Consider the following 14,254-nt stretch of genomic DNA (forward strand, 5'->3'; position numbering starts at 1 on the left):
CAAGAATGGAACGACTTCCTAGACAGCTTTGTTGCAAGAATGGAACGACTTCCTAGACAGCTTTGTTGACAACGAGCTGCTCGTCGCTCGCATCAAAGCCAAATCTACGCGGTAGCAATCGGGCGGTTACAGGCAGACCGCACACTTCCATCCAGAGGCCCGCAATACCGAGTACGCAACGGCTACAGGCGGAGCGTGATTGTCATTAGCGGCGCGCCTCTTTACGCTCTTTAGCTCGTTGTCTGTTGCTCTGCGGCACTCCTCGCCGCAGAACTTGATGCGCGGGTTGTCAAACTTAATTGTGAATGACGAGTCACACCGAGAGCATGTTTTGGCAAATGATTTCGGTCTTGCGGCAGCTTTCTTGGCTGCGGCAGTGTCGTTGCCGTACTTTATGCGGCACCCGTCCGAGCAATAATACATAACTGCTGACGAGAACTGAGTGTCACAATTCCTGCAGGCCCTTGCCGTCCAGCTATCTCTAATATTTTTTCGTCCACTCGCCACACTTGCGCAATTGCCGCACTTGCCGGATCCTGCTTTGCGCTTCTTGCCGATCGGCGACCCGCAGTACCTGCACCCAAAGCACTCTTCGCACTTGAATGCCGACTTCCTCTGAAGCTGCTTTCGCTCACCATTCTTCACGCCCTTTGGACGACCGGAACCAGCACGAAACCCTCCACTCGCCACCGACGCCTCCAAGGTAAATGTTCAAAGAGTCACAAAAAAGTTCCTACATGCGGGGGACGCGGGTTTTGTGGAGCGGTTGATTTTTGGTTGTGGACCAGCCCCTCCCGTGCACATCCAATGGTGGCAATGTTCTTGTAACGCTGGCCGCGTTCTGACTACAAAGGACTCTATCGGTGGGAGAACACATGGCCTTCTTTGTCAGAGATTGTGTCCGGTGCGGCGTTAGACGCGTTCAGCACCATGTAGTGGGCTCGAACCGCTTGGACAGCCATAACCATGAAGTAGCGGCAAGTTGTGCTGATTGCGATCAGATATCTATTTACAATTGGAGTGGACCAGACGGCTCCACCCTCCCGATCGCCTTTAAAGGAAGCATCGAATACAATTCGACGTGCCTTGATGAAGACGCGGTTCGCATCGCAACAACGGCGATGGAGTTGAGTCAGTATATCCCCGATAGGATTGCTGATCTGTTTCGTGAAGCTAACGAATGCCGCCAGATGACATGGTACGAGGCAGCCGGGGCCATGTATCGGAAGACGCTCGATGTCGCCACCAAGCACATTTACACGCACGATCCCCGTCTCGCTGAAAGAGAAGCCGCGCAAGCTCTGCGAGTGCGGATAAAGTCTCTGGGCGAGATGACGATTCTCGAGCACGACATTGTCGAGTTGGCGGACGTTGCTGCTCTAGACGGTAACGATGCGACCCATGATGTTGACCCATATACCCGGGAGGAAGCGGAGGCGCTTGAAGACCTGACGCTTGATCTTTTGGAAAGACTTTTTGTAAGGCCAGCCAAGATTGCCGCCGTCAAAGCGAAGCAAATAGCCGCCGGTGTGAGACCTGCCTAGCCCACCCAACACTCAACACTCCTAAAGCGAAGTTCTCTTCCGCATCGGGGTGACGGCAAGATCGGATTTCAGGGAGTTGAATGGAACGAGCGTATGCTATCGCTTTAGAAGCGATGAAACTCGCACAGGCTGAAATGGAGTCCGTGCTTCCTAAGCCGCGGTTCGTAAGGACCGGATCAGGCCGACGTGGCTATAGGTTTGTTGAAAGACTCCCGCAGCAAGCGATCTTTTTAAAGTCGATCCGAATCCTAAGCGCTATTCAGTCGCTTAAGATGCTGCTCGATGCGGGCCTGCTCCTAGATGCTGGCGCCTCTATGCGCATACTTGACGAGATTGGATCAGAGGTACAATTCCTTGCCGCACCGCACGTCCTGGGATCAACGCATGAGGACACCCATGACGAGTTCTTGGCCGAATTCTTTCAGGAGGAGTTCGATCATCATGATGTCCTGAAGTCCACGCAGAAGCGGCACCGGGTTAGCCGAAGAAAAATTCGCTCCTATATTGTGCGAGCATATGACGAAGGAGACGCGTCCACGCACCATGACGTTCTCCGCGTAATCGATAATACGTTCTCCGGCTTTGTGCATGGGGCGGCAGGACACATCATGGACGCTTATAACGGTGAATCATTCGTGGTTCCCGCAAGCAGGAGTCACTCTCCACTTCGCGACTTTCACGACCAATTTCCCACTTATCTACATCGGGCAATGATGGATTTTGCCCTCGCTGCGAAAGCCTTAGGTTGCGAGGACCGGTTCAACCACGTCTATCGGGTGATAACGACACTGTTCTCCGCTGACGGCTCACTCCTGCAGCAGCGTTAGACCACGTATTACGTGTTTTCGAGTTGCACGTAATACGTGGGTATGTCATGCTGTACTAGCAGCAACAGGAAACTCTTATGTTCAACCTAAAAGCATATCGCGCTGGACTCGGCCTAACGCAGCAGGAAATGTCTCAGGAAATGGGAATGCCCCTTCGTAGTTACCAAGATATTGAAGCAGGAAAGAACCCGGTTCGTCCCGTGCACGAGGCGGCTGCTAAATACGCTGGTTACGTTATTCGGACGAAGGATAGGGTGAAAGGCACAAAGCCTCTTCACTTCTTCCTCGTACGCTTTCGATCTTTGGCAGGTGAGTGGTCACACCCCTGGAGTGTCTATGCGGAAGACTTTGCCGATGGTGTTGAGAGATTTTACAATTTAGCCAGCGTCGATCGGACGTCAGAAATTCAGATCAAAGGAAATTTTGAACCCGCGTCACCGCTTCCGCGCCATTCGGTTGAGCATGCCGAAGCGGTGCTTGAGCATCGAGAGTGGTCTTGGCCGTCCGAATAATCCAATCTGCGCTGCCCGGTTAGCCTTGGAAGCGCAATTTGTGCGCGTATCGTTCGTTGTTCGTTCCCACGTATATAAGTTGTACTACATGTTGGGTCGGGTTGTGCCGGTGCCCTTCTTGTACAGGGTGCGATACGCAACTGGATAGATTTCCCCGTCTTCCCGAGTGTCGTCGATCACGATGAACCTCATGTCATGCTCGTCGTCGTAGACCCCGATGACTTTCAAGGTCTGTCCGTCCTCATCCTCAGCATCGAATGGGTCGATCCGCATCATGCGCGCCGTTTTGGGCTGGGCAGCGAGGGCGTCGAGAAACGCGGCTTTGGTGGATTCGTATACATCGGCTGCATCGATCATGCGGCGGCCTCTTCAATCTTGGTATAGGTGAGCGTGCGGCCATCGGCCTTTACGCGAATTGGATGGAACATGAGTTCGTCGAGCTCGTCGCAGCCAGGCACTCCGATAGCGCCGCAGATGTCGACGAGGTAACGGTTTCCTTCATCCTGCGCGCTCTTCATCCAGCTTTGAGCGTAGAACCTGTGCAGCAGTCGCTTTCCGAAGTTCTCGCCAGGGGTGTTGACTAGGAAGGTGAGGTGCACCGCCGTGTCCTTGCCGTCGTACTCCAGTAGGACTTCGTTCTCGACGAACTCGCCCCAATACTCGCCTTCCGGCCAAAGCGACGGCGAGCCTTTCATGAAATCGGGGATTTCCTCGGCAGCAGGCTCGTTGTCGTTGACTGGTTCTGGCTTGAGAGCCCTAGCGGCAGGTGCCTTTCGTTCTTTTGCCTTATAGGCGGACGGCGGATCGCATTCGTAGTGTTCGCCTGCCAGCCACGTATCCAGATGTTTGCGTGGCGCGTCTGGCTTACCCTGCGCTGCCCATGCATCAAACCAAGATTGCGCCGATTCCAGCAGCGCTGCATGCAGATCTGCGTCTGGCGCAAGCTTCTCATAGACGGCGCGCGCCTTCTTCTTGTCGCCCTGTCCACGGTTCGGAAAATAGGTCTTCCATAGCTCCTCAAACCCTCCTCCCGCACCACCCGCGACGGTGGCCTCCAGGCCATCCGTGAGCGGCGCCGTAGGCGGGGCGGGTTCAATCATCCTATCATGTACGCCGGCCTTGTAGGCCGCTACATGTAGGACGGATTCAGTGGTGTCAGCACCACTACTAGGCGCGCTAGTGGTGGGTTCTACGCCACCCCCTGTAGTGGGTTCTACGCCACTACTAGAGTCTGATGTGCTAGTAGTGGTCTCTACACCACTACTAGGCTTATCCTGCACCGAACCGAAGTCTAAGTCGTACTCTGTGGGGCGCGTTCCAGACCCTTGTCGGGAAACGACGAACGGCCCGTTCTCGACGAGACGCCGGGTGGATGCAATGACGCTTTTCCGGTCTGCGCCGGTTGCCTTCACCAGATAGCTCAAGCTAGCTCGGCTGTTGCGATGATCTTTGCGGTAGTTGTCGACGATCTCAAACGCAACGGACTTGTCGAGTCCGGTTGCCCACGTCGACCGCAGCACTACGCCCATGATGCGCCATTGGTACTTCAGGGAATCAGGCGCGTGCTTATCGGTCATTGGCCGCCTCGTACGCTTCGATGGCGAGAGCGGTGAGGCGCTTGGCCATGGGTGCCGAGAACGTCGCCGTACGGCGGTGGCCGGCCTGTGGTGCGTAGAGGAACATTGCGCCATCAGGCTTACGCAGCAGCCGCAGGCCGTAGAGCCGGAGATGCTCATTTAGTTCGAAGTCGACGGACGCCAGGCATTCTTGCTCTTTGGGGTCGCGGACTTTGTGGCAGTATAATACTTTCACCGGTATCTCCTTTAAGCGCACAACGGCGCGGACCATCCAAGTGAAACGGATGGCGGTTGATAGATGCGGAGTAGGGGACGTCACCTTACGTGACGTGGGACGCGGTGTAGCGAAATCAATCGCTTATCACAGAATGCGGAACTGTTCCCGGGTTTCATGCGCCATGGCCGCGTGGCAGTACTGGATCACCGATGACCAGGACGACAGAACCTGCTTGCCTTTGAGTTCGCTTTTCAGCGTCCGATGCGCGACTGCCGAAATGAGCTTGATATCGAGTGCCACAGCCTCGCCGACACCCTTGACCTCCTGCAGCAACGCGATGGGCGCCCCGAAAACCGCCGCAAGAGAGCCGAAGCGATCAAGCAGTGCCTTGGCGATCGGCTTGGTGTCGCGTCGCGGGATCAGCCGGAAGAGCAGCAGTTCAAGCAACTCGTAGTCGGCGACCGCAGTGTCGCCGTTCTGGCGAAAGCGGTCGCGCAGGCGTTCGCGATGCCCGTGATAATGCTCTTCCTTGCCGAGCGCTGACGAAACGGTGGTGCGTTTCGTTAGGGAAGGCGGATGAGCCGGCTGTTCGGCAAAGAATGATCGCTCGTCGAAAGCCTCGCCTGCCTCGAAGGGCAGCTCGGCATCGTCGGATTGCTGAACAGGACCCTTCGCCATCAAGCGCTCATCGGCTAAGAGGCGGAAGGCCGGGCCGGTCGAGCCCGCCGGGTGAAAGCGTGAATATTTCGCAGCCGTCCGCCGTCACTCCGACCGTGTGCTCATATTGCGCCGAAAGCGAGCGATCGCGCGTAACCGCGGTCCAGCCGTCAGCAAGCACTTTAACATGTGGGCGTCCAAGGTTGATCATTGGCTCGATCGTGAAGATCATGCCTTCGCGCAACTCGGGCCCTTCGCTTGCCCGGCCGTAATGCAGGATGTTGGGTGAATCATGGAACAATGCGCCAACACCATGGCCGCAGAAGTCGCGCACCACCGAGCATCGCTCGGCTTCCGCATAGGTCTGGATCGCTTCGCCGATGGCACCGGCGCGGGCGCCCGGTCGTACGGCTTCAATCCCGTGCATCAGCGATTCATACGTGACTTCGAGCAGGCGCTCGGCGGCACGCTTGATTTCGCCGACAGGGTACATGCGGCTGGAATCGCCGTGCCAGCCGTCGACGACATAGGTTACGTCGATGTTGACGATATCACCTTCCCGGAGCGGCTTTGCGTCCGGAATACCATGACAGACGACATGGTTGATCGACGTGCAGGTCGATTTTGTATAGCCGCGATAGTTCAGGGTTGCAGGAACGGCGCCGTTGTCCATGCCGAACTCGAAGACGAAACGATCGATCGCATCGGTCGCAATACCGGGATTCACGAAGGAGGACAGCTCGTCGAGGCAGCGAGCCGTCACCTGGCACGCCTTGCGCATGCCTTCGAAAGCCTCGGAGCCGTAGAGCCTGATTGCGCCGGTATTCTTCGACGGCGCGGATGAGGCTTCGATATAATTCACCATTGCAGGGCCTTAGCAGAAATTGTCATTCTGGTACATAATGCAGCTATGCCGGGTTCGTCTATCGCGATCAATGGGACCGGTGTGATTTCTGCCTGGGATCGTCAACGTCCCACGGCGATACGCCCTGTTCATTGACACGACGTTCCGTTCACGCGGCTTTCACCCGTGGTATGACGATGCTGGCTTGCTCGGACGGGGCACCGGAAATTGCCGCGTGAGAGTAGAGTAAATATGGTGCTTCCCAGCACCCGTTCGGCGGTTTATGCCCGCAACTCCGGTCTCTGGCTCCCCTCCCGACCTTTGTCGGGGAGAAGCCTGCGCTTCCCCCTGGAGGGGCCTTGTGTGCCACACAGGCACGTCCGGAGCTCAACTCGACGAGGCATTCTCGCCACGCCGCCGTCTCCGGAGGCAGACCATTTTCCGCGGACCCCGGGTGAGAGGACTTGCGTCGTTCCCAAACACCCAGCGCCGGTCCCGTCTCGCCGCAACGCCTTGCGGTGTATCCGATGACGGGACAGGGAGATGATCGCACGGTATCAAGCAGCGGGGAAAATTCCGGAATTATGTAGCAAATGCCACCAACTGAAAGCGCTGCAGCGCTTTCAGTTGGTGGCACAAAGACCAACCGGCGGCCATCGTCCGCTTTGCGCCGCCAACACCAGACATTAAGGTCTTTGAGAAATCATAGCCGCAACTTAATGTCGAACGCACACTTTCGTGGAGAATGATGCCACAATGACAGACGGTAAAGCAGTCCAGAGCGTCGCGGCGAAGGCACCAGTTCTTGTTGCTATCGCCATAGTATTGGGCCTAATTCCTCGTGCCATGATGGCATTGGGGGCGCGAGGACTTCCAATAGGTCTAACCGTTCTCTTGCTCACCTTAGCGCTCTGCGCACTTGGGTTCGCGTCGGGTCGATTTCGCATATTCTGGTGTTGCTGGGGAGTTGCCTCGGTTGCTTTTTTCCTGCTGTTCGGAATGGCCACCCCTGTCGGGATGGTACTAGCCATGCCTATGCTATTGTCGAATTAGCGTTGATCCCACTAAGGTCGCTTCGACCGCTTAGGGCCGGAAGCGGACGCATTGGTGGGATTTGCTACTTAATTCCGGAAAATTCGGGCGCGGATTGTGTCTGCGCGGTGTCTGGTTTGACCTATGACCGCGACGAGAACAAGGATGCCAGGCGCGATGCCGGCTTGTCAGGCATGTTGGTGACGACAACGAGCTGGCGGATCTGGCCGCGCTTGAATGCTGCAAGGAAGCGCTTGTAGTCCTTGACGGATACGCAGCCGTTGGAATCGCCGCGGGCACCGAGCATGTAGGTATGCGCCAGCAGGCCCACGCGGTTGTAGACATTGCCGGCGCCGCCGACCGGATTTAGGCGGATCGCCTCGACGCCGTGGAACAGGCTTTCGCGCATTGTCAGGTCGTAGGTGTGGGGCGGTGTCGGGCCACGGTTCCTGGCGTGCACGAAACGCGGGTTGTCACGCATCTTTCCGAGGCCGGAATGCGCCTCCAGGCGTTCGCCGTTCGGAAGATAGACGATGTTTGCGGAGATGTCGTAGACGGCCACGCCATTGCGCGCCACAGGCGCGGAGAGCCGCTTCCGAACGCTTGGAGTGTCGTCGGTGCCGTCATCCCCGGCATCCGGCCGTGCGTAGGCAAGCACAGGTTCGGTCGGCGCTACGCCGCGCTTGGCCAGGCCGTCAGGCCGTGCCATTGGCAGCGGTATCGATACGTCGCTGCGGTCGGTAAGCACAAGGTCGAAGGGTTTGGTGGAAGCAGGCGATTGTGCATCCGTTTCAATTGGCGAAACCATTGCCGCGCTTGCCACCTCGACGGGGCCGGGCGCGGCAGGGCTGCCGCCGAGCGTGGCTTGCGGCTTCGAATTCGCCTGCGGCGGGGCAGCAAGCGCGAGAAGGGCCGGACCTTCGGCAGAAGCAACCTCGTCCTTCGAGGGCACGATGATCCGGTCGCTCGACGCCGCACTAGCGGCGACAGGCACGGAATGCGCGACAACTGGCGCCGACGCAACCGTGTCGTCCTTGGCCAGGCGCGCCGCAGCGACTGGCGTTGCAGCGGCAACGACAACTGGCTTGGGCGTAGGCGCGGCTTCTGCGATGGAGAGGGGTGCCGATTGCCCGACGAATGCCGCGATCAGCGCTGGAGACTGGGCCAGGCGTCCGCCCTTTTTGAGGGCTAGATCGCCAGCTGCGGCGAGGGGACGAAGGCGTGAGAATTTGGCGATATGGACGACGCGTTCCGCCGGTTGGACGATGGCGTGCTTCCGCGCAAGCGAGAGGTTTGAAAGCGGTCCGGATCCGGGCTGCGGCGCAGGCACTATCGCATGCATCGCGGCGACGGTGGCGACGAGCCATGCGGAAGCGGCAAAACCGGCGCCGACAAGAGCGGCACCCGAGAGGAAATGGAATGAACGACCGAACCGAGAAATGGAAGTACCTATGGGCCTGATATTACCTAGTGCATCGACCGCAAACGCCATAACACTCGTCTTTCACAACTCGTTACACGGGCCGGCGGTACAGACGGAAGAAATACTTCTTCGCCGGGGCCGGTACTGGAGCAACGCGGCCAAAATGGGGCTCGCGGCTGTTTCCGGCCGATTTGCAGCATGACGAATTATGGTAACCAATTTCTTTACGTGATCGAAGAAACCGGCACGACCGGCATGGTGGTTACCCCCGCCGCAACCGCGGCGTGAAGAAGCCGGTCCGGCTTTTGTACTCACGATAGGCGCCGGCGAGGCTCGACGCATCGAACTTCTTTTCTTCATTCAGGGCTGCGACAACATAGGCGGTCGCAAAGAAGAGAACCGGCAGGACGGACCAGGCGGACCATGACGCAAGCGCCCATCCGGACCAGAACAGCAGGTAGGAGGTGTAGAAGGGATGGCGGAAGTAACGGTAGGGGCCTTCCGAGACTATGCTGTGCGGAAGCGCCGGATCGAATGCGAAGCGCAGCCGCGCCTTCCGGGACGCCCAGATAGCCCACCAGAACAGGGTCGCCGCCGCGATCTGGATCAGAAGGCCCAGCACCTGGGCCCAAATCACCTGCGGCTGGGTCCACATCAGGTAGAGGAACAGCACCGTGGTGCCGATCACTGCCGCTGAGATCCCCCTTGCGCCCCACGCCATGCGCGCCGAGGAGAAATGCCCCTTCAGCGACCAGCTGTAAAAGCCGATGATTGCAATGCTTGTCACAGAGATAAGGCAATCGAGAGTAAATTCCATCGTGTGTCGTGTCCTCGCAACGATGACGCATTCTCTTTTGGGACGCATTCGGCCCGTTGATGATCATTCCTGCAAAGATGACGGCGGACAAGGTGCAAGTTTAAATAGTCCATTAAAGAATTGTTCGCAGACAGCGTCCATCTTCTGTTGTGTGCTGGCAAAGCCAGTCAGGAAAGGCCGGCAGACGCGATGGAACAGACGCTGGAAACCACGGTCGGGACGATCAGGCTCAGTGACACGGGCGGCTCCGGCACGCCTTTGGTGTTGCTGCATGGATCCGGCAGCTCGCGTCGCGTCTTTGCCCGCCAGCTCGACAGCGTGCTTGCGCAGCGCGCCAGGATGATTGCGCTCGATCTGCCCGGCCATGGCGATTCCGACAATGCGCCGGATCCGCTTTCTGCCTATACGCTTCCGGGACTGGCCAGTTGTGTCGAGGATGTGCTCCGGCAGCTGGCGATCGACAAGGCTGCATTGTTCGGATGGTCGCTCGGCGGACATGTGGCTATCGAGATGCTCGCGCGTGGCCGGGCTGTCAGTGGCCTCATGCTGACCGGAACGCCACCGGTGCCACGCGGCCTGATCGGGATGCTGCGAGGCTTCCTGCCGTCGTTCGACCTGTTTCTCGCGTCCAAGCCGGTCTTTTCGCCGCGCGACGTCGACCGCTTCGTCAAGCTGTGCTTTGGCGCCAGTGCGGTCAGTGAGTTTCACAGAGCCGTGGAGCGTACCGATGGACGGCTGCGGACCGTGTTTTCGCAGAGCATGCTGCGAGGCGAGGGTTCCGACCAGCGGCAGGTAGTCGCAAACGCTTTGGTGCCCATCCACTTCGTCAACGGTGCGGACGACCCCTTCGTCCGCCTGAGCTATATCGCCGGATTCCAGAAAAACGACGATCCGAGGACCACCGTCGAAACGATCTCCGGTGCAGGTCATGCGCCGTTCTGGGAGCAACCGCAGACCTTCAACACCGCCATCGGTCGTTTCCTGGATGCCGTTGAGGGACACAGGATTAACGGCGACCGCCGCCGCACGGCTGTGTTTTGACCCACGCGGAAAGCGGCTGTCTTTTATATTAGCAAGGCGTTTAATTCCCGGAGGCTTTTGGCTAAGATAGCTTGTGATCAGTTCGTCGCGTGGGGGATCCAATGTCTTTGACAGATAACGTGGCCGGCAACGAAGTCTCGCCGGCGTTGCTCGTTGATGCCATGTTTGCATACGGCAAGACAGCCGCGATCAAGGCGGCGATCGAACTCGACCTTTTCATGGCGATCGGCGCCGAGGGCCGAACCGCCAAGGCGCTTGCGTCGGAGATGGGGTCCGCCGAGCGCGGATTGCGCATTCTCTGCGATTTTCTGGTTGTCTCGGGGTTTTTGACGAAGACCGGCGACATCTATGGGTTGACGCCCTCGAGCCAACTTTTCCTGGACCGGCGGTCGCCGGCCTATATGGGGGCAGCGATCAACTTTGTGGCCTCGTCCGAGATGTTGTCCCTGGTCCTCGACGACCCGACGGCCTGTGTGCGCAATGGCGGGGCAGTCGGCTTGGGGAACATTTCGGCGGACAATCCGGTCTGGGTAAAGTTTGCCCGAGCCATGGGCGCGTTCACAGGCGCCAGTGCGCGCGCTTTGGCATCGGAGGTAGCTGCATGGCCTAAGCCACCAGCGAAGGTGCTGGATATTGCCGCCGGACCGGGCTTGTTCGGGATCGAGGTCGCCAAGGTGGCGCCATCGGCCAGAATCGTTGCGCTGGATTGGAAGCCGGTCCTTGCTGTGACTGAGGAGAATGCAACGAATGCCGGCGTGATTGACCGCTTCAGCTTCCTGCAGGGGAGCGCATTCGACCTCGATTGGGGTAGCGGCTACGACCTTGTCCTGTTGCCGAATTTCCTACACCACTTCGATGTCGACGGCTGCGGCGCAATTCTCGGGAAGGCGCGCGCGAGCCTAGCGCCAGGCGGGCGCGTCGCAGTGGTCGAGTTCATGCCCAACGAGGACCGTGTCTCACCCGGGTTCCCAGCGACGTTTGCCTGGGTGATGCTGACGACGACACCGCGCGGGGATGCCTATACGGAGCGGGAACTTTCGGCGATGGCAAGGGCCGCCGGTTTCAGCGATATCGTCAGCAAGCCGCTGCCGCCGACGCCGGCCAGCCTGCTCTTATTTGGGTAGTCTTGCTTGCGAAGGGGGGATTCGCCGGACTCAGACCCGTTCCATTACGTAGCTGCCTGGCGCCTCTTCGATGGCATTCAACGATGCGCCACCGGGCTTGCGGGCCAGCACGCGTTTGGCGTCGTTCGCTTCGATCCATGCCTTCCAGTGCGGCCACCATGAACCGGCGGTTTCGACTGCGTCGTCGATCCACGCCTCGTAGTCGCCGTTGGCGGTAGCGCCGGTCCAGTATTGATACTTCTTTTTGTCCGGCGGATTGACAACGCCGGCAATGTGGCCAGAGCCGGCGACCACGAAATCGACCTTTCCGCCGAAAAACTGGCTGCCAAGGAAAACCGATTTGGCGGGCGCGATGTGGTCCTCGCGGGTGGCGAGATTGTAGATCGGAATCTTGACGTCCTTCAGCGACAGCGTCTTGCCGTCGAGCATCATCTCGCCCTGGGTCAGGGCGTTGCGAAGATAGCAATTCCGAAGATAGAAGGCGTGGTTTGCGGCCGCCATGCGCGTCGAATCGGCGTTCCAGAACAGCAAGTCGAAGGGCATCGGTTCCTGGCCCTTCAGGTAGTTGTTGACGAAATAGGGCCAGATGAGTTCCGAAGCACGCAGCATGTTGAAGGCAGTCGCCATCTTCGAGCCGTCTAGGTAGCCGATCTCCTCCATGTGCGCTTCGAGCCGGGTGAGCTGCTCGTCATCGACGAACACCTTGAGATCGCCGGCATGCGTGAAGTCGACCTGCGTCGTGAAGAGCGTGGCGGTCTTGATACGCTTGTTCTTTTCCGTGGCGTGCAGCGCAAGCGTCGCGGCGAGCAGCGTGCCTCCGACACAGTAGCCGACAGCGTTCACGTCCTTTTCGCCAGTCGCCTTTTCGACGATATCGAGCGCGAAATCGATGCCTTCGCGAGCATAAGCAGCCCAATCCTTTCGCGCGTGACGGGCGTCCGGGTTGACCCAGGATATGACGAACACCGTCTGCCCCTGGTCGACGCACCACTTGATGAACGATTTCTGCGGGTTGAGATCGAGAATGTAGAACTTGTTGATCCAGGGCGGGCAGATGAGGAGAGGGCGCTTCAGCACCGTTTCCGTGGTCGGTTCATACTGGATGATCTGGCAGATATCGTTCTGGGCGATGACCTTGCCCGGCGTTAGCGCCATGTCCCGGCCGACGGCGAACTTGGACATGTCGGTCTGGCGAAGCCTGAGATCACCATTGCCAGCCACGATGTCCTCGGCCAGCATTTTCATGCCCCGCACCAGATTTTCACCCTTGGTGGCGATCGTCTCACGATAGAGTTGCGGATTGGTCGCGACGAAATTGGTCGGCGACAGCGCTGCCGTGATCTGTTTCACATAGAAGGCAGCCTTGTGCTTGGTGTGCTCATCGAGACCCTCGGTCTGGGCGACGAGTTTTTCAGCCCAGTCCGCAGTGATGAGATAGACCTGCTTCAGAAATTCAAAGAAGGGATTCTTCTGCCAGTCCTCGTCCGCAAACCGCTTGTCCTTGCGCTCGGGCTCGAGTTCGGCGGGCTCACCTTGCATGCGCTGCATCGAACGCATCCAGATTCCGAAATAGCTGCTCATCAGCTGCGTCTGCGCTTCGAATGTGCGGCGGGGATCGGAGATCCAGTATTCGGTGACCTTCGACAGCGTCTTGACGATATCGGTCACCGGCTCGGCGGCGTTTTCGCTGATCTCTCCGCGTTCGCGCGGGGCAAGCCACGCCGTGGCCGCCTTGCCGAGGTTCTCGACCGCGCGGGCAAAATTCATCGCCATCGCCTCGGGATCCTTCATGAGATAGGGATCGAGGTCCTGGGCATCGAAGCCAGGCGTTTTCGCCTTGTCGCCGTTCTCCCGCTTGCTGTCGGTCACGCACTTCCTCCGGCGGCAGCATCTTCATACAAATCAGTTGTACAACTGGACAGATCGATAAAACAAGTTCCGCAGACCGCGCTCATGCTATTGCTTTGTGTGTACGACGAATCTAACAGTCGAAGCAGCTCAGGATTTGGAACCTCTGGCATGACGAACAACGGCATGGGCATTATCGCAAACGTTACCCGCATGGCGCTGATTGGCGCCGCCGCGGCCATGACGCTTGTGGGATGCATGCGTACGCCGGAGGAAAACGCGGCCATAGCGGCAAGGCGTGCGGCGCCGACCGCCGTCGTCATGACCCCGACCAAGGGCGCTCCGCCGACGGAAAGCGGTCTGGCGCACTACAAGGACGGCTATCCCTCCTTCGGTGCACCGTTAACGGCCGCGAACGTCCAGATGAGCGATGAGGATGCCGCCGGTCTACAGCAGCAGCTGACGGCGCTGACGGCCAAGCGCAACGCCGGCACGATCTCTGAAGCCGAATATCAGCGCCGCGTCGCCGAATACCGCAAGCTCGCAGCCGAGCATGGAGCCGACACGCTCTCCGAAATCACCAATTGAGGCCTTGCCTTCGCGTCGATTTCCAAGCAAAGCCTTTCGCACATGGCGGAAGATGAATTTTTCCTGATAAAGCGCAGCATGCGCGGCTTTCCGTCAAAGATTTGCCGCGTGCTGACAGTCTGATGAATACGGCGCCTGCGATTCTGAAGTTCGTATCGCAAGCGGCCGGAAAAAGGACGAACTTCGAGCGCGGCCGCAGTGGC

The 14,254-nt window shown here is 58.6% G+C and carries 13 protein-coding genes and 1 pseudogene; 5 read left to right on the forward strand and 9 right to left on the reverse strand.

All coding sequences use genetic code 11. The annotated features are described in order from the left end of the window. Positions 1-875: 875 nt before the first annotated feature. The gene (locus ASC90_RS09360; RefSeq protein WP_056538745.1) at positions 876-1,544 is read left to right on the forward strand and encodes a DUF4145 domain-containing protein; all 669 of its coding nucleotides are present in this window, start codon (positions 876-878) and stop codon (positions 1,542-1,544) included. Between the two features lie 377 nt (positions 1,545-1,921). Here ASC90_RS09360 and ASC90_RS28740 read toward each other — a convergent pair whose 3' ends face one another. Then, the gene (locus ASC90_RS28740) at positions 1,922-2,089 is read right to left on the reverse strand and encodes a hypothetical protein (protein WP_156392894.1); all 168 of its coding nucleotides are present in this window, start codon (positions 2,087-2,089) and stop codon (positions 1,922-1,924) included. A gap of 359 nt (positions 2,090-2,448) precedes the next feature. On the opposite strand from ASC90_RS28740, the gene ASC90_RS09370 reads away from it, so the two are divergent. Then, positions 2,449-2,883 (forward strand): helix-turn-helix transcriptional regulator, encoded by a 435-nt coding sequence (locus ASC90_RS09370; RefSeq protein WP_056538753.1) that lies wholly within the window; start codon positions 2,449-2,451, stop codon positions 2,881-2,883. 84 nt (positions 2,884-2,967) lie between these two features. On the opposite strand, the gene ASC90_RS09375 is transcribed toward ASC90_RS09370, so the two are convergent. The 7 genes and pseudogenes from ASC90_RS09375 to ASC90_RS09410 all read right to left on the reverse strand — a co-directional run bounded on the left by ASC90_RS09375 (position 2,968) and on the right by ASC90_RS09410 (position 9,450). Next, a complete protein-coding gene (locus ASC90_RS09375; RefSeq protein WP_056538758.1) occupies positions 2,968-3,240 on the reverse strand; it encodes a hypothetical protein in 273 nt (90 codons plus the stop codon). Continuing rightward, a complete protein-coding gene (locus ASC90_RS28745; protein ID WP_156392895.1) occupies positions 3,237-4,460 on the reverse strand; it encodes a hypothetical protein in 1,224 nt (407 codons plus the stop codon). The genes ASC90_RS09375 and ASC90_RS28745 overlap by 4 nt, the downstream gene beginning before the upstream one ends. Next, positions 4,450-4,695 (reverse strand): hypothetical protein, encoded by a 246-nt coding sequence (locus tag ASC90_RS09385; protein WP_056538763.1) that lies wholly within the window; start codon positions 4,693-4,695, stop codon positions 4,450-4,452. Before ASC90_RS09385 ends, ASC90_RS28745 begins: the two co-directional genes overlap by 11 nt. Before the next feature lie 129 nt (positions 4,696-4,824). Further along, positions 4,825-5,355 (reverse strand): annotated as a pseudogene (locus tag ASC90_RS09390) (UPF0758 domain-containing protein); the annotation flags it as partial. 7 nt (positions 5,356-5,362) lie between these two features. Continuing rightward, a complete protein-coding gene (gene map, locus ASC90_RS09395) occupies positions 5,363-6,199 on the reverse strand; it encodes a type I methionyl aminopeptidase (protein ID WP_056538767.1) in 837 nt (278 codons plus the stop codon). Between the two features lie 1,153 nt (positions 6,200-7,352). Further along, entirely contained in the window at positions 7,353-8,702 is a 1,350-nt protein-coding gene (locus ASC90_RS09405; RefSeq protein ID WP_056538772.1) for a DUF2778 domain-containing protein, read from the reverse strand. 193 nt (positions 8,703-8,895) lie between these two features. Next, a complete protein-coding gene (locus ASC90_RS09410; protein WP_056538775.1) occupies positions 8,896-9,450 on the reverse strand; it encodes an isoprenylcysteine carboxylmethyltransferase family protein in 555 nt (184 codons plus the stop codon). 189 nt (positions 9,451-9,639) lie between these two features. On the opposite strand from ASC90_RS09410, the gene ASC90_RS09415 reads away from it, so the two are divergent. Together ASC90_RS09415 and ASC90_RS09420 are read left to right on the forward strand one after the other, a co-directional pair. Then, on the forward strand, positions 9,640-10,491 hold the full coding sequence (locus tag ASC90_RS09415; protein WP_056538778.1) for an alpha/beta hydrolase: 852 nt from the start codon (positions 9,640-9,642) through the stop codon (positions 10,489-10,491). Between the two features lie 101 nt (positions 10,492-10,592). Beyond that, positions 10,593-11,615, forward strand: coding sequence for a class I SAM-dependent methyltransferase (locus ASC90_RS09420; RefSeq protein WP_056538780.1), 1,023 nt, complete (start codon positions 10,593-10,595; stop codon positions 11,613-11,615). 30 nt (positions 11,616-11,645) lie between these two features. Here ASC90_RS09420 and phaC read toward each other — a convergent pair whose 3' ends face one another. Continuing rightward, entirely contained in the window at positions 11,646-13,484 is a 1,839-nt protein-coding gene (gene phaC / locus ASC90_RS09425; protein WP_056538783.1) for a class I poly(R)-hydroxyalkanoic acid synthase, read from the reverse strand. Positions 13,485-13,634: 150 nt separating this feature from the next. Between phaC and ASC90_RS09430 the strand changes: the two genes are divergently transcribed. After that, positions 13,635-14,051 carry a hypothetical protein gene (locus tag ASC90_RS09430; RefSeq protein WP_056538786.1) on the forward strand — a complete coding sequence of 139 codons (417 nt, stop codon included), beginning with the start codon at positions 13,635-13,637 and terminating at the stop codon, positions 14,049-14,051. The last annotated feature ends 203 nt before the right edge of the window (positions 14,052-14,254 follow it).

It is taken from the genome of Rhizobium sp. Root1220 (assembly GCF_001426265.1).
GTDB lineage: Bacteria > Pseudomonadota > Alphaproteobacteria > Rhizobiales > Rhizobiaceae > Rhizobium.

What these genes read in the sequence shown, in the direction of transcription:
- ASC90_RS28745 (WP_156392895.1), bottom strand. Translation starts at nt 4,460, where the DNA reads ATGACCGATAAGCACGCGCCTGATTCCCTGAAGTACCAATGGCGCATC.
- ASC90_RS09420 (WP_056538780.1), top strand. Translation starts at nt 10,593, where the DNA reads ATGTCTTTGACAGATAACGTGGCCGGCAACGAAGTCTCGCCGGCGTTG.
- ASC90_RS09375 (WP_056538758.1), bottom strand. Translation starts at nt 3,240, where the DNA reads ATGATCGATGCAGCCGATGTATACGAATCCACCAAAGCCGCGTTTCTC.
- map (WP_056538767.1), bottom strand. Translation starts at nt 6,199, where the DNA reads ATGGTGAATTATATCGAAGCCTCATCCGCGCCGTCGAAGAATACCGGC.
- ASC90_RS09430 (WP_056538786.1), top strand. Translation starts at nt 13,635, where the DNA reads ATGACGAACAACGGCATGGGCATTATCGCAAACGTTACCCGCATGGCG.
- ASC90_RS09405 (WP_056538772.1), bottom strand. Translation starts at nt 8,702, where the DNA reads ATGGCGTTTGCGGTCGATGCACTAGGTAATATCAGGCCCATAGGTACT.
- ASC90_RS09410 (WP_056538775.1), bottom strand. Translation starts at nt 9,450, where the DNA reads ATGGAATTTACTCTCGATTGCCTTATCTCTGTGACAAGCATTGCAATC.
- ASC90_RS09370 (WP_056538753.1), top strand. Translation starts at nt 2,449, where the DNA reads ATGTTCAACCTAAAAGCATATCGCGCTGGACTCGGCCTAACGCAGCAG.
- ASC90_RS09360 (WP_056538745.1), top strand. Translation starts at nt 876, where the DNA reads ATGGCCTTCTTTGTCAGAGATTGTGTCCGGTGCGGCGTTAGACGCGTT.
- ASC90_RS28740 (WP_156392894.1), bottom strand. Translation starts at nt 2,089, where the DNA reads ATGGTGCGTGGACGCGTCTCCTTCGTCATATGCTCGCACAATATAGGA.
- ASC90_RS09415 (WP_056538778.1), top strand. Translation starts at nt 9,640, where the DNA reads ATGGAACAGACGCTGGAAACCACGGTCGGGACGATCAGGCTCAGTGAC.